The following is a 20,234-nucleotide window of genomic DNA, read 5'->3' on the forward strand; positions in this document are numbered from 1 at the left end:
TCAAAACACTTCAAGCATGGCGTTTGAAGTGTTTTTTTTTTGACCTTATTTTAAGGTACTAAAAACAAAAGTCCCTCCAAAATACTTTGAAGGGACTTTTGTTTTTAATCGTCTATCGACTGATAAATTATTTGTCGGAATAAGTTATTTAAATTATCTCCTTTGGTTTGTTGCGTTTGCTTCATGATAACGCCAATGATTTTTTCTTTGGGGTCGCCGAAGTAGTTGGTGTTGAAATAACCGCCCCAAGTAAATGAGCCTTCGCTACCAATTCCGCCTTTGTCTTCACCGCTGGCTTTGAGAACGCTATATGCTAAACCAAAGAAATTATCTCCGTTTTCTCCACTGAAAAGTATTCCTGTTTGGTTAGAAAGTATAGCATCAATGGTAGTTCTGCTCAAAAATCTTTTACCGCCCAATTCTCCGCCGTTCAAATACATTTGTAAGAATGTTGCGTAATCTTTTGCCGTACTTGAAAGTCCTGCCCCGCCAGAGAAAAACGTTTTAGCTCCCTTTATTGGATATTCTGGGTCGTAGAAAGTGGTTGGGTATTTCTCCCAATTTCCGTCTTTGTCGGGTCTTTGCACGGATACTAAACGGCTTGCCTTTGCATCGGGTAAATAAAAGTATGTATCATTCATATTTAATGGGTCTAAGATTCTTTTTCTTAAAAACTCATCAAATGGCATTCCTGAAACTACTTCGATAAAATAGCCCAATACGTCTAATCCTTCACAATAGGTGTATTTTTCACCGGGATTATGGTGTAAAGGTAGTTTGGCTAATTTCTTGACACTTTCTCCAATTTTGATTGACTCGGTTGTAAATAAATCGGTAATTCCTGCCTTTTTATACATGGCTTTAAAGCGTTCGTCTGAATCGATTGCTCCGTAACCTAAACCTGAAGTATGGCTCAATAAATGACGAATCGTAATTTCCTTTTTAGCTGGTTCTGTTGTGTAACTGCTATCTTTAAAGGTAAAACTTTTCACTAAAGTTGGATTCTTAAATTCTGGAATGTATTTAGAAATGGGGTCATCTAACTGAAATTTTCCTTCTTCCCAAAGCATCATGACTGCCGTTGAGGTAATGGCTTTCGTCATGGAAGCAATTCTGAAAATATCGTCTCGTTTCAAGGCTCTATTGCTCTGATTGTCAGCCATTCCAAAGGCTTTGTGATAAACAATTTTACCGTTTTTTACAACGATTGCCGCTACGCCTGGCACTTCTTTATTGTTGATAGCATTTTGGAAAATATTATCCATTCGTGCCATTCGCTCGCTTGATAAGCCTACGCTTTCGGGCGTGCCATCGGTAATTGTAGGGGAGTTTTTAGCGGATTTAGTTTGTGAGAAACCACCAATAGAAATAAGCAGAAAAAGAATAGTAAGTATATTTTTCATGTTTTTGGTTTTGAAATAATATAAAAAAATGAAATTAAACCTTTCATGATAAAAAACAAAAATGCCAGTCAACAAAATTGACTGGCAGACTCCTATTTGCTTGAGAATCAAAATCAATCAGGTAAAAAAGTAAAATCTACAAAACCAGCCATATAGTTTGTAGGCTCGGTAGTTGGATATTTAGGGGCAGCTCCTAAAGCACTACTGATGTAACCATAGGCTAAAAATACGACGTTGCCTTTTACAATTGGAAATGAGAAATTACTACCTGTTTTAGGATAGACAATATTCCAATTATTAGATAAATAAGTAATGTAATATTGTTTGTTGGCAGTTAATGCAAGAGGAGTAATGTCTCCCCAAGCTTGGTCATTAGCAATGGTTACTTCTAAGGTTTTTTGGCTTACGATGCTTTTTGTGGCTACGTCCCAAATAACAACTCTGTACGAACCCGGAGTAGGTGTTTTTACGCCTAATCGGGTAATTTTTCCTGCTTTTGACACTTGAAACCTCTGTCCGTATTCATAGTAAGTTGAATTAATGGTTTTTGCACCAAACTTTACTGTACTATCTGCGAAAAAACTTGCTAATGGCGTTTCTGCTGGTGTGGTGGTTTCCTCTTTTTTACAAGCACTTGCTAATAAAATGAGGGTGAAAAAGAAAATTGATAAGTTTTTCATGGTAAGTTATTTTTTAATTGTTAATTATTGAGTGTTTAAATACTCGCTCTTTTCAAGAGTTCTGATGCAAAATTGTTGTACTGTTTTCAAAAATGGAGCGATAATTGAGTTAATGGTAAAACTTATGAGTAAGCGGTATTTTCTATCTTTATTTTGTTGTTTTAGTCGAGAAAAAATGAATGTAGAGTAACAAATGCTAATATTTTAGTAGAAAAAACGTTTATGAAAACAGGAGAAAATTTACCCTAACTAATATTTCCATTACTTTTGTTAAATAGAATCTGCTTAGACTTTTATCATGGTAGATTTATAAAACAAACCCAATCAATGAAATTAAAGTCGCTTTTATTTTTTGTACTGTTGATAATAGGAAGTCAAGCTTTGACGGGCTGTATTTGGGCAAGGCGTTGTCCTGAAAAAACGTGTAGAGTTGCCAATGAGCATAAACATGAAAATGGCGTTTATCGTCCAAGAGCAGCTTTTTCGTGGGTGACAACAAAGAAACACTGGCCTTGGAGTCGTTTGGGAGGAGGAAAGAAATTTAACGGGAAAAAAGATAAAAAATCAGGAAAAACGAAGTTTAAATATTTACTTCCTGGGGAGAAGTTGTAATTGGTTACTGGTTGATTGGTTACTGGTTGATTGGTAATTGGTTGATTGGTTATTGATTGATTAGTCCAAAATAGAAAAATATTAAAAAAGTCCCAATTGGAACTAATAATTCCAACTGGGACTTTTTTACACCTAACACCTAACACCTAACACCTAACACCTAACACCTAACACCTAACACCTAATTCCCTCCATTTTTAACACGTCCTTTTTCTGCTTCTAAGCCTGTTTGACGTTGGCGAGATGCTTGAACTTTGTTATTTCCGAAACGATAAGTGAATGTTAAGCGAGCTACACGACTTTCCCATTTGTTAGCAATTTGTACGTCGATGTCATTGAAGGCAAAGCTTCCACGGAAACTATTTGACCAAAATACGTCGTTTACATTCAATTTTAAGGTTGCTTTATCTTTTAAGAATTTCTTTTGAACCCCGAAAGAAACTGCTCCCATTGGTTTTCCAATCAATTGTGCTTCAACGAATGGAGATTGATACCAACCACTCAACTCAATTGAAAATTTCTTTGGCAACGTAAATTGATGCGTCATATTGGCTTGATACGTTGTGGCTCTGGCATCTAAAGGTTGAAAAATTGTTGTTGCCACGCCATCTGCTCCGACTGTTGTTTTAGGAATATCTCCTACATAATGATTGTTGTACAAATTGAAATAAGTATTGCTAAACCACCATTTTGTAATTGGCACTGGCACAGAGAATGAAATGCCGAAATTATCTACATAACCAATGTTGAATTTTGTAACATTCGTCAATTTAAGAGCATTATTTTGTTCCAAAATCTGCGTCATTACACCATTGGTACGGCTATAATTGATAGTTGTCGTGATGGCGTCCATGAAAGTATGCGACATTTCGATGGCATCTGTGTATTGTGGTTGTAATAATTCGTTGCCTTTTTCAAAAGTATATGGGTCGAGGAAGAATAAAAATGGGTTCAAATCTTCATAACTCGGACGGTCAATTCTACGGCTATACGACAAGCCTAATTGATGTTTTGCTGACAATTTTTCACGTAAATAAATACTTGGGAATAAGTTTGTGTAATTACGATTTAGTAATTCTTTGCCCTGTAAAGTTCCTTGTCCGTTGGTGTTTTCAACTCTTAATCCTAATTGTACACTCAATTTTTTGAATTGCTGAGAGTAATTTACATATCCTGCATTGATATTTTCTTTGTATAAAAATCCACGAGTACGAGTTGGGTCAAGCACACGATTATTATTGTCGCCTACCAAAAACTCAAATCGCATATCATTATTAGAGTTTACATAACTTGATTTTACGCCTGCTTCAAATTTTGCCTTTTTATTAATTGGAAATACCAAATCCGCTTTTAACGAATAAATATCAATTTTTGAAGCTGTCAATCCATCTTCATTACGTGTCTGGCGGAGGATATTATTAATGTCGTATTTTGAAGTACGATATTTCATATTATTGTCAGAATCATAGCGAGCATAATCGGCATCCATTGTCCATTCTTTACCTGTTGAGTCAATGATATGTTTGAAATTGACATTGGTTGAATAATTCCCCCAATTATTATTAATATCTCCTTTGGTAATTGAAGTAGAGTCCATCATTCCTAAAGAATTTTTGATAATTGCTTGGTTATCAAGCAATTCTTTCCAATTTCCATTCATACCATTGAATAAAACACCGATAGTATTTTTAGAGTCGATGAAATAATCTGCTCCAACTTTATAAGAAAATGAGCTATTTTGACGGTCAGAATTGGCAATTTGGTCGAATCCTGAAAGCGTTTTCCCATTCTCTACAAACTTGCGTTTAATGTCATTGATTTGAAAACTTTTGCGGTTATTTCCAGAGAAATTTCCGAATACATTTACTTTTCCTTGACGATAATTAAGATTTAAGCTCGCATTTTCTTTTGGTAAAGATTGATAAAAACCATAACCCAATCCCAACGTTGCCGAACCGTTTAAACCCATGTTTTGGTTCTTTTTCATCTTAATGTTTATTACGCCTGCATTACCTGCTGCATCATATTTTGCAGGTGGATTAGTCATTAATTCGATTTTATCCACTTGGCTCGACTGCATATTTCTGAGCAAATTAGCTAAGTCCGATGCTGACATATACGTTGGTTTTCCGTCCATCATTACCATCACATTTTGCTTGCCTTTCAAGGAAATATTACCATCTTTATCAACCGTTACGCCCGGTGATTTTTCCAAAACTTCCAATGCCGTACTTCCCGCTGAAACGATAGAGTTTTCAACATTGACAACCGTTTTATCAATTTGTTGTTCGATAAAAGGTTTTTTTGCAACTACTTGAACCTCAGATAATTGCTTGGAATCTTCTTGCATAACAAGATTTGATAATTTTACTGTGCCATTTTCCGAATTTATCGTAAATTTTGGCGTATAGAATTTCTTGTATCCTAACTGCGAAATATTCACGATATAATCTCCGTAAGTAATTTTTTCAAATTCAAATGAACCGCTTTGGTCAGATAATGCTCCTTTTACCAAGGTAGAATCTTTTGCTTTTAATAAAGTAACATTAGCAAATTCCACGATTTTGTTTTTGTCATCAGTAATTTGTCCACTGATTTTTCCCTGTGCATTAGTTTTAAAACTGTTGAGGCTTATGAGGGCGATTAGAAAGTAAAATAAAGTTTTCATAAAGAGTTTGTATTGATTTTGTAAGCGAAAAGCGATTTGCGAAAAGCGAAGAATCTCGACTTCATGTTGAAATAAATAATCGACGCTGTATTCGTTTTACCACATTTTACACTCAATTTTGAAAATGATAGATTAAGAGAAATATCTTCAATAATGTTGAATCAAAATTATATATTAAACATACTACCTTGCATAACAAACTACCTGATTGGTTTCCTCAAAGGATGAATGGTTGAGAATTCTCGTAAAGTATTTTGTTTAGTTTTGGAAGAGTGGATTTTGTAGATGAGATGCAGGTACTGAGAAAAAGGTTGCAGAAGGACATAAAAAAACTTTCATTTTTGAGGAATGACAGTTTTTGTGATGAAGATAGTAAATCAATATAAGATTATATAATGGTAGATTATAAGTATCACTTATTCGCTATCTTTACATTTTTAATTTGTAATAAAAATAAATTATATGGATTTTTTAATTGGAGAAATTAAAAATACAGGACAAGTTTCATCTTTTCTTGATAAGATTATCTTTGGACAAAATGGCTACGAACAATGTCTAAACAAAATTGATAGAAAGAAAAATGGTGTTTTTTTTACAAACTCGATTAATACAGTCGAAAATTTATTAGATATTGTTTTAATTGATTCAGGAATTTTTGGTAGAAGAATACTTGAGCCTTCCTGTGGTCAAGGAATTTTTATTTTAAAATTGCTCTCGGATATTTATTTAAAATTTCCCGACTCATTATTAATTTCAAATTTTATATCAAATAATATTTTCTTTGTTGATGTTCAAGAAGAAATGGTTGAAAAAACCAAAAGTAATATACAGAAATTATATACGTTTCTTTTTGATGAAAATTTTCAAGGTTCATTTAACGGAATAACTTGGGATTTTACGGATAAAGTTTCTTCTGGATTAACGCTGTTTGATGAGGTTAAAACCACTCCTTTTTCTAATTTATACAATTCGTTTGATTATATAATTGGTAATCCTCCTTATGTTACATTATATGGAAGAAGAGATAAAAAGGAAAGCGAGGAACAAAGAATAAATTACTTAAATAATTATCATCAGTTTCCAAGTTCTGTAAAAAATGGGAAACTTAATCTTGTAATGTTGTTTATAGAACATTCGCTTGATTTTTTGAAAGAAAATGGTATGTTGAGTTTTATTATTGATGTTTCTTTTTTTGAAACAGCTTATGAGTTTACAAGAAAATATTTGTTAGAAAATACAACTATTGATGAATTGCAGGTGAACATTAAAGATTTTGATGTTGCGAGTGGTCAAGTAATTATAAAACTTTCAAAAACTAAAACTGTAAATCATAAAGTACAAATTATTGACCATAAAACTGAAAATCGTTATTTAGTTAAACAAAACATTTGGTATAATAAAAATGATGAATATAAATTCAGATACAATGGTTGCTCAATTTCAAAGCAAATTTTAGACAAAGTAGAAGCCAAAAAAGATAAAACCATACTGCAATTATATCCAAATAAAAATCTCCGTACTTGCGTGATGCTTTTGGATATGGAAGATAAATTTACTTTTACCAATAAAGAAAGTAGAGAAGAGAATTTTTTATACCCATATTATCAAGGTTCTAAAGCACTTTCTGAAAAGTATGGCAAACTGGATTTTAAAAAATATTTTTACTATGACAAATCGTTACAAGATTCAATTAATGATGAATTGAAAATTGAACTTGAAAAACAAGGTGTTAAGAATAAAAAAAGATTAGGATTGGGCGAAACGATTATTTATGATAATCCAAAATTGTTTATTAGACAGTCGGCAAAAGAAATAATTGCTACAATAGATTTAGGCAAAAGTTCTGCAAATAATAGTCTTTACGTTTTTTCATTAAGAAATAATTCTGCAGAAACAATTGAATTTTTATATTTTCTATGTGGTTTTTTGAATACAGATTTTGTGACTTATTACGCTCAACAAATGAATATAATAAGGTTTTCACAAGGTAAACAACCGCAAATAAAAATTGGTGACTTAGGAACTATTTATGTTCCTAATGATATTAAATTACAAAATGAAATTTCTAAATTGTGTAAAGAAGTTTACACCGATTTTGATTCAAAAGATACTGTAAAAACACAAATAGATAATTTAGTTTATTCTTATTATGACTTGTCCGATTTTGAAATTTCAACTATTAAAAAAAGTATTAAAGATTTTTGATACTTTCTTCTTGTGATTTATTAAGTTCTTTAAGCTGTTCCAAGGATAAGTCTTTTTTGAAATTACCTTGTCTTAAGTTTTCTAATTCTTCAGTTGCCTTTTTCAGTTTTCTTTCGTTAGATTCTATTTTCTTTTGAAGTAAAAACTCTAAAAATTCTTCTCGAGTTCTGTACATTGGTTCTGCAAAACCATTGACTTGCATTTGGTTTGCAGGTGTTATTCTCATTGTACTACTAACATCTTTAAGGAAATATGATTTTACAAATATTTCATTATTCTTTACAAAATCTAACCCTGTTTCATTTCCTTTGTAATAGACAAGAATGTAAACCAAATAAAAATAGCCACTATTCATCAATGTCAATACTTTGTCTGGTGTACCGCTATCAGGATTGGTGTCGTCATTGTCAATATTTATGGCTTTAAAATCAATCCAAAGTAATTCTCTATGGTTGTTGATTTCAAAAAATGTTTGAACATCAAAAGGATTTTTAGTTTTCCCTTCTGGTGAAGCCAACGATTCTTTAAAATATTGATGGTTTTGAGTAAATTCTACAAACCTATTTTCAAGAAATTTGCTAATTCCATCTCCAACTCGTTCACCTTTCTTAACAGCAATATTCAATTTAGGATTTGTATTGATTATGTTTCCTAAAAGTTCATTTAATTGAGTTGTAATAAGTGTTTCGTATGCTTGAATATCCATATTTATTGAAATAAGTCTGAGTTGAAAAAATGATAAACAGACATATCAAAGGCTTTTGCAATTTTCTCAATATTCACAATTGAAACATTTCTTTTTCCTTGTTCAATACTTGCAATATAGGTTCTGTCAAGTTCACATAAGAATGAGAATTTTTCTTGACTAAGACCTTTTTCGTTTCTAAGTTCTTTAAGTCGTATCCCTATTTTGCTTCTGATGTCCATGTTTACAAAGTTCTATCTTTGTAGTTTATGAAACAACGGACTATAAGTATAGTATCTCATACCAATCCCGCTATTATTCTCAAACCATTTAAGGTTAATAATTTGTCAACTTCGTCAAAATCATCACGCAGAGGCGTTAAAATAGATGAAAGTCCGCCTGTGGCTAAAACCAAACAATCTTGTCCTACTTCGTTTTTGATTTGCTTTATCATTTCACGAACCATTCCTACGTAACCCCACAAAACCCCCGCTTGTATGGCATGAACGGTATTTTTACCAATGGCAGAATCTGGCATGACCAAAGGAACTTCGGGCAATTGAGCCGTATTTGAGAAAAGAGATTTTACGGCAGTTTTCAAACCTGGGGCAATGGAAACGCCCATTATTTTGCCTTCTCCAGAAATTACGGTGAAAGTCAAAGCCGTTCCAAAATCCACAATCATACACGTGCGTTTGTGCGTATAATAGGCATAAGTGGCATTGCAGACCAAATCTGTCCCGATTTCGTAAGGACTCAAAATTTCCATTTTTAGTTTGTCGTACATTTCTACGCCAACCATAATGGGGTCAAGTGCAAACATTTCTTGCACCATTTCCTTCAGTACAATTTTTTGGTCAGGAACAACGCAACTAATAATGGCTTTATCAATATCGCTGATTTTGAGGTTGTTTTCTAAAAAACGCATTCGCAATTGAGCCTCATAATCGCTTGCTCGATTGGAATAAGATGACGAAATACGAAATTGATGAATCCATGAATCATTTTCATAAATTCCAAAAACAATATCTGTATTGCCGATGTCAATGGCTAAAAGCATAATTTTTCAGTTATCAGGTTATCAGTAAGCAGGTATCAGTTATCAGTTATCAGTAAACAGTTATCAGTAAGTAGTGAACAGTTATCAGTAAGCAGTTATCAGTTTATCAGTGAATACTAAACAGTTATCAGTGTATTTTAGGTATTCTGATTATAAGTAAGCGGTAATTTATTAGATAGTCTCTGTAGATTTTCTAAAAACTCGTAATTGATAACTGTTTACTGATAACTGCTTACTGATAAACTGCTAACTGTTAACTGTTAAATGTTCACTGTTAACTGTCTAAGTTCTTCCGCCAATTTTTCTGGCGTGGTGAAATGGATTGCTTTTAGTCCAACGGCTTCTGAGCCAACCACATTTTTATAATTATCATCAATAAAAACAGCTTTGTGTCTGTCAATATCGTAGCGTTCTAAAATTGCCTCATAAATTTCGGGTTGAGGTTTTAATAAAAATTCTTCTCCCGAAACTAAAATGCCTTCAAACCAATGTAAAAACTGAAAACGTTCCATAGATTTTGCAATTGGAAATGTTTCTGCCGACCAATTGGTAAGAGCATAAACTCTATAATCAGGTGAATCAATTAAACTTTTCAGGATTTCAACCGTTCCATGATTGGCATCTCCCAACATTTCAACCCAACGTCCATAATACGCACGAATTTCATTTTCCCATGCTGGAAACAAGGCAATTCTCTCTTCAGTAGCTTGTGCAATTGGCGTTCCTGCATCTTGTTGTTCATTCCAGTGCATTGTACAAATATTATCGAAAAACTCTTTCCGACGTTCTGCATCTGGAATTAAATCATTAAAAACATAAAGCGGATTCCAGTCGATTAATACACCGCCTAAGTCAAAAATGATTGTGTTAATTTGGTTAGCCATTGTTTGAATATTATTTATATTTTGAAAAGTAAATGATAGTTAATACAGTTTTAAAACCCAATTTTACCTTTACGTTTTCCCTTTCCAGAATGTTCTACATAGTCTTTCATTTCGGTTAATTCTTTTTCAAAACCACCCGAAAGAATAGGGAATCTTAACCAACTTCTTGGGTCGAGGTTACGGTCGTCCACATGGAAACTTGGAGCGTAACGTTCTCTCTTCCATTGATTTCTGGCAAATAACTTAAAGAATCGTTCGATAGACATTACCAATTTTTCACGTTCATAAATACCTTCAAATTCCATTTCCATGATTAGAAGGCAATCTTTTGGTGATTTTTTGTCTCGAATGGCTGCCGTTTCAATGGCGTTGAGTAAGTCGTAAGGCATTAAATCTTCTTCGTCAATTTGCTTGGCTTCTAAGGGACGAAGTTCGGCAGTTGGTTGCAGATTATTCATGGCATTTAAACCCGCAATTTTCACCGTTCCGCCCAACCCCGTATTTTCTAACCAACGCAACCAATGACGAAGCCAATGTTTATCAATACCCGCAATAGGGGAGATTGACCCCGAAGTATCGCCGTCCATTGTGGCATATCCAACCGATGCTTCCGAACGGTTTGAAGTTGAAAGCAACAAAGCATTATTGATATTTGCCAAAAGCCATGCACTTGGGCTACGTACCCGTGCTTGAATATTTTGAAGGGCGATGTCGTCGGTTTGCCAAGATAAATCTCTACCAATTGCTCCTTGAATCAATCCTTTGTAGGTTTCTACCAAACCGTTGATGTCAATATCGTAAAAAGTCGTGTTTAAATCTTTTGCCAAAGAAGTAGCCGAATGACGAGTTGCCGTTGAACTGTTTTGCGTTCCTTGGTAAACATTGGTTATCAAAGCTGCCGATAATTCCTTTACATCTTTACAGTTTTGAATTTGTTTTATGTAAGATAATTTTTTCTTGAAGCCATCTAAACCCAATTCTGCCACACACATATCAATTGCCAAATAGCATAAAGCCGTAATAGCAGAAGAATCTGCACCACCCGAAAGCGAAATTACCCAACCATTCGAGCGAGATTTGCGGAGGTAATCAAACAACGCTAAAGCAATGGCACGAGCAAATTCTTCTTCTTTTTGCTTTCCGTTTGCTTCCCAAGACTCTAAAGCATAAATATTTTTTACAGGGGCAATTTCTGGAAAATCAAATAAAACTTGAACAGGATTTGATGCTTTGAAAGTCAGACGATTTTGCAATTGCTCCAATCTGATTTTGTCTAAATCAATGACTGCGGTAGTTAAATAATGGTCTTTGTACGAAAATCTTGTTCCCGAAACTAACATTTCGCCCGCTTGTGCAATCATGGCATCACCGTCAAAAATGGCTCTTCCTGCTTCATTTCCCAATAAATTGGCATAAATATAGGCTACTCCAAAAGCACGAGAACCATCTTGCACAAGTCGCTCACGAGTTTGTGTTTTGAAGAAAGAGAAATGTGACGCTGTTGGGTTCATGATAATATCACAACCCTGTAAATATAAATCTCTACCGGGGCGATTGGCAATCCAAGCGTCTTCACAAATTTCAAAACCGACTTTTACGCCACTTAAATCAAAAATTAAATCTCCGACAGGATACGTAAATTCGCCAATTCTCATTTCTGTACGTTCCCCCACAGGCCAAGCTTGAAACCAACGAGTTTCGTAGTGAATACCGTTATTTGCCAAGTTTTTCTTCAAAGCAAAACCTCTAATTTGCTTATTGACAATCAAACAAGCGGCATTATACACATGATTTGAAATTCGGATAGGCAAGCCCACACAAACGGCAATGCTTGAGGTATGCGAGACAATATCTTCTAAAATATCAAGGGCGGAGTCACAAGTAGATTGTGCAAAAAACATATCCTCACAACCATAACCCGTGATACATAATTCGGGTAAGCACAAAAGGCTAATATCTTGATTTTTAGCTTCTTCAATGCAGTCGATTATATTTTTTTTATTACTATTCCAAGCCAATGGCGTTTGATTAACCACGCCTGCTGCTACTTTTATTAGGTTCATTTATTATTGAGTGAATGATTTGTGAATGAGTGATGGTTTAGCTCATTTTAAAATTCTATGTTGTTGTTTTCGAATAATGCTACGTTTAGTTCGTCTTCAAACTCTACAACTTTGTTTTGATTAGAACTCCTTTGACGTGGATATATTTGACTGGCTTTAAAGCTAACTTGTGCTTCTACTTGATAATTTCCGAAATCAAGTTTTTCTTTAAACTTTAGAATGGTTTCTTTGAGTTGGTCAAATGCACTTAATCGTTCTTGTCGGCGATGTTTAAGATTTACATTCTTATTTTCTACAAAGCAAAATCTCCTATCGTCAAATAAAGCAAAGTCACATCTTCCGTCTGAGTATTCAATTGTTCCTTGAAAAACACCTTCATCAATGGCTAAGAAGGTTATTTCTTTCTGTGTAGGATTTAATACTGTAAAAAGTAAGTCATCATTTGTTTGTAGTAAGACGAATGACTTTTTAGGTATTTGCCCAAATTCAACTTTTTCTGGATGTTCATCAATCCAAAATTTACTTTCATTTCTGATTTCAATGCACTTGCCAGTTTGACAAGGGAAGGTGTTTTCAATTAACTGTTTCACGTTTTTTTGTACGGTAGATGTTCATTAATGCGTCAAATTCTCCTCCTAAGTCTTCTGAAATAGCGTCCAATTCATTTTCGCCAATTAGCCCAGTTTTTTTATTGAAAATGGAACGTATCCCTCCTTTTTCTCCATTTTCATTTTCTCCCACATAGTAAGCTTCAAAATCATCAGGATTTATCCACTGTTCTCTCGGAATAATGGTTGCAATTTCATCTGACATTTCTGGATACTTATTGGCTACTTGATACGCAAATAGTAGATTGTTTAAAGAACTCAAAACATAAGGACTATGCGTAGTCATTAAAAGCTCGTTATCTTTTTTTGTGCATTTATCTGCCAAATAACCAACCAATTGCTTTTGAGTAGTTGGAAAAAGATTTAATTCTGGTTCTTCAACAATAAAGTGAGTACTCTCTTCTTTCGCAAAATGCTCCACAGTTAGATGTAAGGGAATTGTTGATTGATGACCACTCGCACTTGCAGATAATGGAACGGAATCTGTTTCGTTATGAAAAACTAAATTTCTTCCATTCTCATATTTATAGGTAATATTCAAATAACCTATGAATAAAGTTGGAATTTTCAAACGAGCAATTTCAAAATCTCCACCAAATGAAACTGTACTTTTTTGTAAGGCAACTTCTGCACTTAATAACCCTAATATTGAATCTGAGATTGAAGATATTAATAAGCGGTCAGTCGGAAGGTATTTTGTTTTTGAGGTTAATTGTTCAATCATTTCTCTAACTATACTCTCAACCGTGGGATAAATAACTCTGTAATTCCCATATCCTCTTTTTTGAATTTCAAGATAGCCTTTATAACCATTTTTTGTCGATTCAAAAGTTGGATGAAAACTTGTTGCTTGTAATCGCCCAAATAATTCTCCTGTCATTTCACTTGAATCTTTAAGAAGAAAATTATTTTCAGTTGGTTTATAATTGAAAGAGTATTTTGGGGTAACAAACTCAACATCTGTATCTGAATTAATAAAATATTGAGCCTGATATTTTTCAAAATAACTGAGATTAGGTTTCCCCAAATGACTATCAGCTAAGAATGATTTATCCTTACAAATAGCCACCAACTTAGCCAAAGTAGATTTCCCGCTTCCTTGTGGACCAATGAAAACGGTTACTTTTTTCAAATCCAATTCAGCATCTTTAATTGGTCCAAAATTTTTGACTATCAATTTTTCGTTCATAATTTTCTATTTTCCTTAACTCGTTGGTCTTCTTTACAAAATACGCTATTTTTTATCAAACCACGAAACGCCTATATCAAGATTTCGATACCCCCAAAAAATGATTAGGCGTTCCATCTGATACCTTTGAAAATTACTAAGTATTGTAATCAGATGAAAACTATCTAAATCGCTTTTTGAAGCCTAAAGGGTTTTCGCCTGTGAGTTTTTTGAAAGTTCGATTAAAATAAGAAATGCTTTCAAAACCGCAATCGAAGCAGGTTTCTGTTATGTTTTTATCGAGTAATAATAAATTTTTTGCCTGATTTACTCGATAATGATTCAAAAATTCTACAAAAGTAAGTTTGGTCATTTTCTTGAAATATCGGCAAAAAGCAGCTTCGCTCAAATTACTTAACTCGGCTACTTCTTGTAAATCTATTTTTCGTTGATAATGTTCATCAATAAACTGATATAGCCGTTTTATTCGTTCTTGGTCTTTTTTATTGTATTGATTTTCAACGGGTTTTTCGTGGAGTAATTCATAATCTTGCGTATTTGCCAAATGTTGGAAAATATTTAAAATTTCTAAAAACTGCTCAAAATTTGATTTCTGACCAACATTTTTCAATTTTTCGCCAATGAATTGCTTTATTTCTGAGCCAAACGCAATGCCGTGTTGTGATAATTGAAACAAACGAAAAATACCAGAAAGTTCGGGCGTATTCGCAAATGCTTCTTTTAAAAAATCTTGGCGGACTTGTAACACTACTTTTTTGTAGTCTGTCTTCACCATATAATCGAAATTGAGGTGTGGAATATTTGACCCGATAAAAACTAAATCGCTTTGTTCAAAACGAGAAATATGCTCGCCCACATGACGAGTGCCGTCTGTCCCTTCAATATAAACCAATTCAAATTCGGGGTGAAAGTGCCAATAAAACACTTGACTCAAACGTGGCTCAAAAATTCTAAAAGAACTTTCAGAGTCGATGGTAAATTCTTCTAAAACTATTTTCATTCTATATTCAGTTTTGAAAATCTTTAATTATACCAAGCGAAAAGCGATTTGCGAAAGAGCGAATGAATAAAACTCACATGATTTCTTTTATCAAATCTCAATTGAATCAGCATATAACTCAAAATTGCATTTTATTTGTTAAATATAGTTTTTAAAAGGATATTAAAGTCAAAATTGTTCAAAAAATGGCAATTTTTGGATAAATATCTTTCATTTTTAAGTCCTAATTTTGTATCACAATTTTAATAATAAATATTAATTTTAAGATAAATAACGACCATGCAAACTCAAACTATGGTGCCAACCATGATGGCAAATCAAAATCATACAGATAAACCGGGAAACCCTTCAACGGCTACGAGTAGTCAGATAAAATTACGTACAAGTATTGCTGATGGAAATAAACTTAGCGTATTGAGTGAAGAAGATTGGGCGTTTTGGATTGAGAATGGTTATGTAATTATTAAAAATGCTGTGCCGAGAGAACAGGCTTTGGCAACGGCTCAATTTCTGTGGGAATTTGAGGAAAAGAACCCCAACAATCCAGAAACTTGGTACACTGCCCCACGTGCTGAAATGCAAATGAAAGAATTAGCAGGAACGGGTATGGTGGAGGTTTACAATAACCAACATTTATGGAATAACCGCCAAATGCAACGTGTACACGACGCTTTTGCGGATATTTGGGGAACGGAAAAATTATGGGTAACTATCGACCGTGCCAATTTGAATTTTCCTTTGCGTGAAGGATATGAGTATAAAGCCTTTATTCACTGGGATTATGACCCTGAAACGAAGCCACAAAATGTGCAAGGAGTTTTGGCTTTGGCTGACCAAACCGACGAAAATATGGGCGGATTTCAGTGTATTCCAGAGTTATTTAGAACATACAATACTTGGAAATTGACGCAACCAGAGGACAGAAACCGTTTTAAACCTGATACAACAGGTTTTGAAAATGATTTTCATAAAGTGAAAATGGAAGCGGGCGATTTATTGATTTTCAATAGCTCTCAACCGCACGGAATCAGAGCCAATAATTCAAAAGATAAAGTTAGAATGGCTCAGTATATTTCGATGATGCCTGCCGAAGAAGATAATGAAGGTCTTAAAAATTGGCGTGTAAATTCTTGGAAAAATCGAATTGCTCCCGAAGGTTACGCCTTCCCAGGTGACCCACGTAATTGGGAACAAACTAAATATGAAACTGCCGAATTAACAGATTTAGGAAAAAAACTTTTAGGCTTAGAAAAATGGTAAGTACCACGGGAATCCTTCCTGTGAACATACAGGAAGGATTCCTGTGCTACAAACCTGCAAAATAATCGTAGCCCAATGATGCCCAATAGTCTTTTGGACGTTCGTCTGAAAACGATATTTTTCCCACTCGCTTCAAACTTTTGTAGCCGTATTTTACAGGAATAATCAGTCTCAATGGAGAGCCATGTTTTTTTAATAATGGCTTTCCATTCATTTCATAAGCCAAAATGGTCTGCGGATGTACTGCACTTGGCATATCTACACCAACGTAATATAATCCGTCTGGTGTTTCCATCGCTACATATTCAAATAAATTCTCAGTATCTTTTTGTCCGATTTTATAATGATTCATAAAATCAACAAAACGAACGCCTCCCCAATGTTGTATTTGCGACCAGCCTTCAATGCACTTAAATTCAAAAATAATTTCTTGTTTTGGTAAAGTTTTGAGGTCGTTTATCGTTACTTCAAATTTATTTTCGCCTGATTGTACCTGTATTTTATAATCCTCAGAAAGTGGAAATTGCAAACCAACTGCTCCATTAAATCTAACTTTTCGTTCAGCTTGCGATTTTGAAAAAATGGGAGCTAAGTGACTATTGGACAATAATTTAGAAGTTAATTTCTCATTAAATTCTAAGGTTTTTCTTAAAGGTGCAGAAAGATAATCTAACCTGTCACTTGACTTTATCCATTTCCAGATACCAACAGGAACAAGACTTGCTACGCCAAAACCCACAAAAGCCTTGATGGTTTTACGTCTAATTTCTTGCTTGCTTGTGAGTTCTTCTTTCATAATATTCAATGAATGATTGAGTAATTTGTGAATGTGCGATTGTGAAACTGTCAATCAACTTTTTCAAAGCCTGTAATCATACTTTGGAAATTCTTCCAGCCTGCTTTGATAACTTGGATGATGTGAACTAAAAAGAACAAACAGAATCCAATAGTCAGGATAAAATGTTCAATTCTTGCAGCTTTATATCCTCCTAAAATATTTGTTAACCAAGAAATTTGTATCGGTCTAAAAATTGCCCAACCTGTTAATATTGAACCAAATCCCATGATGATTACCAAAGTATAAACAATTCGTTGGGCTGCATTGTATTTGTCTTGCGGAGGAGATAATTTACTAATTCCTAAATCAAATAAAACAACTTGCCAAGCTTCTTTAAAGGAGTTTTTAGTTGGTACAATTAATTGCCATTCACCCGAAATCATGGTATAAAGTACATACAAAATACCGTTGACGGTAAATAACCACATCGTGGCAAAATGCCAAGCCATTCCTTTGGCTAATTGTCCAGAAAGTCCTAAAAAATCATAAAAACCTTTTGGGAAAAACTTAAAAATGAGCGTTTCTTCGACTTGGATTTTATAAACGCCATTTGCCCAATAAATCAATAATCCTGACCAAATCATCACGAAAAGTAGGGGAAAGTTAATCCAATGAAACCAACGAATTGCTAAGGAATGTTTATGAATGATTTTTTGCATTTTGAGCTTTTTGTTTCTGATACAAATTTGATAAACTAATTGTTTCTAATTTGTCGGGATACTTTCAAATTTACGATAATTACCGATAAAAAGTTTGTCAAACAAAAAAGCCCCATCGAAATGATGAGGCTCGTTTACATGGTATGGATTGCTATCTTGTGGCAATGTTGATGTCGTTGGGAGTTAAGAACTCAAAAAAGCGTTCTAACCAACCTTTAGAAGATTCCTGACTTTCAGCAATCTGACTTTCTTCTGTGCGGTTTTGTGAACTTTTCACAATTAATTCCGCCAATAACAAATCGTACTTCATACGTTTCAAATTTTGGTACTGAGTATTCAGTAATGATTGGCAATGAGCAAAACTTTACAATAGTTTTAAATTTATAAAAATGGAATCTAAATACTCAAATACAATAGACTCATTACCAATTTTAATCTTGACACAAATTTACAAAAGAAAGTTCTAAAGGTGAATAAAAATATAATTATTCCAATGTAGATTCTTTTTATTGTGCAATTAAATTTAATTATTCCGTGAAATTACACTTTTAATGTATTCTTAAACAAATCATTTATCTTCAGAATCTAACCACTGATGACACCCCTACTGATAAAGTTTTTGAAACACAATTAAATATATAGTGTAAACTAAAATTGCCAACTTTTCAGAAAGTTGGCAATTCTTACTTAAAATGATATTTTATTGAAAAATCTGTAAAATCTGCGTTGTTTACATCTGTGTCATCTGCGTGCCATCTAAGTTTCAAGTATGATAATGGACATCGGTTTTGTATTTATAATTCCAAACTAAAATTGCCAACTTTTCAGAAAGTTGGCAATTCTTACTTAAAATGATATTTTATTGAAAAATCTATAAAATCTGCGTTGTTTACATCTGTGTCATCTGCGTGCCATCTGATAGCTGAACGACGGTTACACCTACTTTCTCGTTTTTATCTTCCCAACTATCCAACCACCAACTCTTTCTCCTTGAGCAAAACCATTGTCCAAAGCAGGGCGGAAGTGAATTCCTCCATACAAACGACTGATTGATGCTTCTTGTGCGGCTTGTTTAAATGAGGTAAATTTTCTTACAGGTAAGCCATAAGGAATTTCTGTTGAGTCATTAAAGGCTACATTTGCCCCTAATGTTCTACTTAAAGCAACCGATGCTGCTGCCGAAATTACAGAGTGTCCAGATGTATATTCTGGGAACGGTGGCGTTTGCAAAACTGGTTGCCAGTCTTTATCAATATTGGCATTGATAATACTTTCTGGACGGATTCTAACGGTACGATATTTTTCTGTCCAACAAGAAATAAACCCATCAAAAACAGCCATTGAAGTCATTAGGTATGCCTCCGCAGTTTGTGCTAAATCGGTTTTTAATTGGCGAGATACTTGGGTGGTGATGCCCATCCAGTGTCCACCTGGGGAAACTTTTTTAGTTGCAAACATCGCATGACCCGTAATATTCATTTTGAAAGGGTTACAATCCCAGAAATTGGCAATATTACGTTGTTCATCGGTTAAGTTTTTGCCAACGTTATAACAATCCATCACTTCTTGATAATATTGACTTCCTTTGGTTAAGTCAAATTTTGAAGGGGCAATTGGAGGAAATTGAGCCGATGTATCTAAAGTCAAAGGTCTGATTTTTGTCCAGTTTGGCTCAACTGCATCCATATACGCAGGAGGCGTAGGAATCCACGTTCCGGGTTTATTTGTTACAGTATAACGGAAACCACGAGTTTGTTTATAATTATCCTTTTTTGAATAATTCATGATTGATGCCGCTACTGAGTCTCCAAAAGCAATTGAATTTTGATAAATATCGTCTGGAATTCCTGTTGCTTTATATTCTTCCCACATTTTTTTCTCAAAATCAACATAAACTTCTTGTGCAAAAGTTAAGTTTTTTCCAATGGTTAAAAAAGCTCTGGTTGCCGCTAATCCGTTACAGATTTTTTTGTTTGTGTCTAATTGATAGACTTTTTTCAAACCCTTCAACTGACCTACCATCGACTGATATTTGGGATTGCCCGCAATAGCTGCCTCATACGCTGCTAAGGACGCATACATATAAATACGACTCGAAACTGGCGGAGGAAATATATCATGGATGATAGATTCTGTTACTTGGAGTTGTGTACGGCGTAAAAACTCTGGGTTTTCAGCCGCTTTTTTCCAGTCTCCATTGTCTTTCTTACAACTAAATATCAAAGTGATACCGGTTAGAAGAATAAAAAGATTACGTTTCATTGGTTAGCATATTAAAATGGAGTCTAAAATTACGTAAAAGCTGTCTAAATACCTGCTAATGCTTCCATTTGATAAAGTATTAGTGATTAATCGCAGAAAATTTAATGTTAAAATTTACTTATTCTAATAAATTGTATAATTTTATCGCAAAATTTAAA

Annotated in this window: 18 protein-coding genes; 3 read left to right on the top strand and 15 right to left on the bottom strand. The window is 34.0% G+C overall.

Features of this window, described 5'->3' with window-relative positions; genetic code table 11:
• Positions 1-104 precede the first annotated feature (104 nt).
• Positions 105-1,403 carry a serine hydrolase domain-containing protein gene (locus LV89_RS04235; RefSeq protein ID WP_109741676.1) on the bottom strand — a complete coding sequence of 433 codons (1,299 nt, stop codon included), beginning with the start codon at positions 1,401-1,403 and terminating at the stop codon, positions 105-107.
• Positions 1,404-1,516: 113 nt separating this feature from the next.
• Positions 1,517-2,083, bottom strand: a complete 567-nt coding sequence (locus LV89_RS04240) for a DUF4082 domain-containing protein (protein WP_109741618.1) — start codon at positions 2,081-2,083, stop codon at positions 1,517-1,519.
• A 327-nt stretch (positions 2,084-2,410) separates the two neighbouring features.
• On the opposite strand from LV89_RS04240, the gene LV89_RS04245 reads away from it, so the two are divergent.
• The gene (locus tag LV89_RS04245; RefSeq protein WP_109741619.1) at positions 2,411-2,695 is read left to right on the top strand and encodes a hypothetical protein; all 285 of its coding nucleotides are present in this window, start codon (positions 2,411-2,413) and stop codon (positions 2,693-2,695) included.
• A gap of 181 nt (positions 2,696-2,876) precedes the next feature.
• Here LV89_RS04245 and LV89_RS04250 read toward each other — a convergent pair whose 3' ends face one another.
• Complete coding sequence (locus LV89_RS04250; RefSeq protein WP_109741620.1) at positions 2,877-5,363, bottom strand: TonB-dependent receptor; 2,487 nt, start codon at positions 5,361-5,363, stop codon at positions 2,877-2,879.
• Positions 5,364-5,825: 462 nt separating this feature from the next.
• Between LV89_RS04250 and LV89_RS04255 the strand changes: the two genes are divergently transcribed.
• Complete coding sequence (locus LV89_RS04255) at positions 5,826-7,568, top strand: Eco57I restriction-modification methylase domain-containing protein (RefSeq protein ID WP_109741621.1); 1,743 nt, start codon at positions 5,826-5,828, stop codon at positions 7,566-7,568.
• Here the strand turns inward: LV89_RS04255 and LV89_RS04260 are convergent.
• From LV89_RS04260 to LV89_RS04295, 8 genes are all read right to left on the bottom strand, one after another.
• Positions 7,555-8,274, bottom strand: a complete 720-nt coding sequence (locus LV89_RS04260) for a hypothetical protein (protein ID WP_109741622.1) — start codon at positions 8,272-8,274, stop codon at positions 7,555-7,557. The genes LV89_RS04255 and LV89_RS04260 overlap by 14 nt on opposite strands.
• A gap of 2 nt (positions 8,275-8,276) precedes the next feature.
• Positions 8,277-8,495 carry a helix-turn-helix domain-containing protein gene (locus tag LV89_RS04265; RefSeq protein ID WP_109741623.1) on the bottom strand — a complete coding sequence of 73 codons (219 nt, stop codon included), beginning with the start codon at positions 8,493-8,495 and terminating at the stop codon, positions 8,277-8,279.
• A gap of 56 nt (positions 8,496-8,551) precedes the next feature.
• On the bottom strand, positions 8,552-9,313 hold the full coding sequence (locus LV89_RS04270) for a type III pantothenate kinase (protein ID WP_109741624.1): 762 nt from the start codon (positions 9,311-9,313) through the stop codon (positions 8,552-8,554).
• 260 nt (positions 9,314-9,573) lie between these two features.
• Positions 9,574-10,197 (bottom strand): HAD family hydrolase, encoded by a 624-nt coding sequence (locus tag LV89_RS04275; protein WP_109741625.1) that lies wholly within the window; start codon positions 10,195-10,197, stop codon positions 9,574-9,576.
• Between the two features lie 50 nt (positions 10,198-10,247).
• A complete protein-coding gene (nadE, locus tag LV89_RS04280; RefSeq protein WP_109741626.1) occupies positions 10,248-12,260 on the bottom strand; it encodes an NAD(+) synthase in 2,013 nt (670 codons plus the stop codon).
• A gap of 47 nt (positions 12,261-12,307) precedes the next feature.
• On the bottom strand, positions 12,308-12,850 hold the full coding sequence (locus LV89_RS04285) for a hypothetical protein (RefSeq protein WP_109741627.1): 543 nt from the start codon (positions 12,848-12,850) through the stop codon (positions 12,308-12,310).
• Positions 12,834-14,057, bottom strand: coding sequence for an AAA family ATPase (locus tag LV89_RS04290; RefSeq protein WP_109741628.1), 1,224 nt, complete (start codon positions 14,055-14,057; stop codon positions 12,834-12,836). The genes LV89_RS04285 and LV89_RS04290 overlap by 17 nt, the downstream gene beginning before the upstream one ends.
• Before the next feature lie 160 nt (positions 14,058-14,217).
• Positions 14,218-15,057, bottom strand: a complete 840-nt coding sequence (locus LV89_RS04295; RefSeq protein WP_109741629.1) for an AraC family transcriptional regulator — start codon at positions 15,055-15,057, stop codon at positions 14,218-14,220.
• Between the two features lie 279 nt (positions 15,058-15,336).
• Between LV89_RS04295 and LV89_RS04300 the strand changes: the two genes are divergently transcribed.
• Positions 15,337-16,317: a phytanoyl-CoA dioxygenase family protein gene (locus LV89_RS04300; protein WP_229201469.1), complete on the top strand. Its 981-nt coding sequence runs from the start codon at positions 15,337-15,339 to the stop codon at positions 16,315-16,317.
• A 46-nt stretch (positions 16,318-16,363) separates the two neighbouring features.
• Here LV89_RS04300 and LV89_RS04305 read toward each other — a convergent pair whose 3' ends face one another.
• From LV89_RS04305 to LV89_RS04315, 4 genes are all read right to left on the bottom strand, one after another.
• Positions 16,364-17,113: a molybdopterin-dependent oxidoreductase gene (locus LV89_RS04305; RefSeq protein ID WP_109741678.1), complete on the bottom strand. Its 750-nt coding sequence runs from the start codon at positions 17,111-17,113 to the stop codon at positions 16,364-16,366.
• Positions 17,114-17,163: 50 nt separating this feature from the next.
• Positions 17,164-17,814 (bottom strand): cytochrome b/b6 domain-containing protein, encoded by a 651-nt coding sequence (locus LV89_RS04310; RefSeq protein WP_109741630.1) that lies wholly within the window; start codon positions 17,812-17,814, stop codon positions 17,164-17,166.
• Positions 17,815-17,965: 151 nt separating this feature from the next.
• Entirely contained in the window at positions 17,966-18,124 is a 159-nt protein-coding gene (locus LV89_RS25005; protein ID WP_158279505.1) for a hypothetical protein, read from the bottom strand.
• 629 nt (positions 18,125-18,753) lie between these two features.
• Positions 18,754-20,076 carry a vanadium-dependent haloperoxidase gene (locus tag LV89_RS04315; RefSeq protein WP_109741631.1) on the bottom strand — a complete coding sequence of 441 codons (1,323 nt, stop codon included), beginning with the start codon at positions 20,074-20,076 and terminating at the stop codon, positions 18,754-18,756.
• Positions 20,077-20,234: the final 158 nt, after the last annotated feature.

Source organism: Arcicella aurantiaca (assembly GCF_003148625.1).
In the GTDB taxonomy this organism is placed as follows: Bacteria; Bacteroidota; Bacteroidia; order Cytophagales; family Spirosomataceae; genus Arcicella; species Arcicella aurantiaca.

What these genes read in the sequence shown, in the direction of transcription:
- LV89_RS04235 (WP_109741676.1), bottom strand. Translation starts at nt 1,403, where the DNA reads ATGAAAAATATACTTACTATTCTTTTTCTGCTTATTTCTATTGGTGGT.
- LV89_RS04240 (WP_109741618.1), bottom strand. Translation starts at nt 2,083, where the DNA reads ATGAAAAACTTATCAATTTTCTTTTTCACCCTCATTTTATTAGCAAGT.
- LV89_RS04245 (WP_109741619.1), top strand. Translation starts at nt 2,411, where the DNA reads ATGAAATTAAAGTCGCTTTTATTTTTTGTACTGTTGATAATAGGAAGT.
- LV89_RS04250 (WP_109741620.1), bottom strand. Translation starts at nt 5,363, where the DNA reads ATGAAAACTTTATTTTACTTTCTAATCGCCCTCATAAGCCTCAACAGT.
- LV89_RS04255 (WP_109741621.1), top strand. Translation starts at nt 5,826, where the DNA reads ATGGATTTTTTAATTGGAGAAATTAAAAATACAGGACAAGTTTCATCT.
- LV89_RS04260 (WP_109741622.1), bottom strand. Translation starts at nt 8,274, where the DNA reads ATGGATATTCAAGCATACGAAACACTTATTACAACTCAATTAAATGAA.
- LV89_RS04265 (WP_109741623.1), bottom strand. Translation starts at nt 8,495, where the DNA reads ATGGACATCAGAAGCAAAATAGGGATACGACTTAAAGAACTTAGAAAC.
- LV89_RS04270 (WP_109741624.1), bottom strand. Translation starts at nt 9,313, where the DNA reads ATGCTTTTAGCCATTGACATCGGCAATACAGATATTGTTTTTGGAATT.
- LV89_RS04275 (WP_109741625.1), bottom strand. Translation starts at nt 10,197, where the DNA reads ATGGCTAACCAAATTAACACAATCATTTTTGACTTAGGCGGTGTATTA.
- nadE (WP_109741626.1), bottom strand. Translation starts at nt 12,260, where the DNA reads ATGAACCTAATAAAAGTAGCAGCAGGCGTGGTTAATCAAACGCCATTG.
- LV89_RS04290 (WP_109741628.1), bottom strand. Translation starts at nt 14,057, where the DNA reads ATGAACGAAAAATTGATAGTCAAAAATTTTGGACCAATTAAAGATGCT.
- LV89_RS04295 (WP_109741629.1), bottom strand. Translation starts at nt 15,057, where the DNA reads ATGAAAATAGTTTTAGAAGAATTTACCATCGACTCTGAAAGTTCTTTT.
- LV89_RS04300 (WP_229201469.1), top strand. Translation starts at nt 15,337, where the DNA reads ATGCAAACTCAAACTATGGTGCCAACCATGATGGCAAATCAAAATCAT.
- LV89_RS04305 (WP_109741678.1), bottom strand. Translation starts at nt 17,113, where the DNA reads ATGAAAGAAGAACTCACAAGCAAGCAAGAAATTAGACGTAAAACCATC.
- LV89_RS04310 (WP_109741630.1), bottom strand. Translation starts at nt 17,814, where the DNA reads ATGCAAAAAATCATTCATAAACATTCCTTAGCAATTCGTTGGTTTCAT.
- LV89_RS25005 (WP_158279505.1), bottom strand. Translation starts at nt 18,124, where the DNA reads ATGAAGTACGATTTGTTATTGGCGGAATTAATTGTGAAAAGTTCACAA.
- LV89_RS04315 (WP_109741631.1), bottom strand. Translation starts at nt 20,076, where the DNA reads ATGAAACGTAATCTTTTTATTCTTCTAACCGGTATCACTTTGATATTT.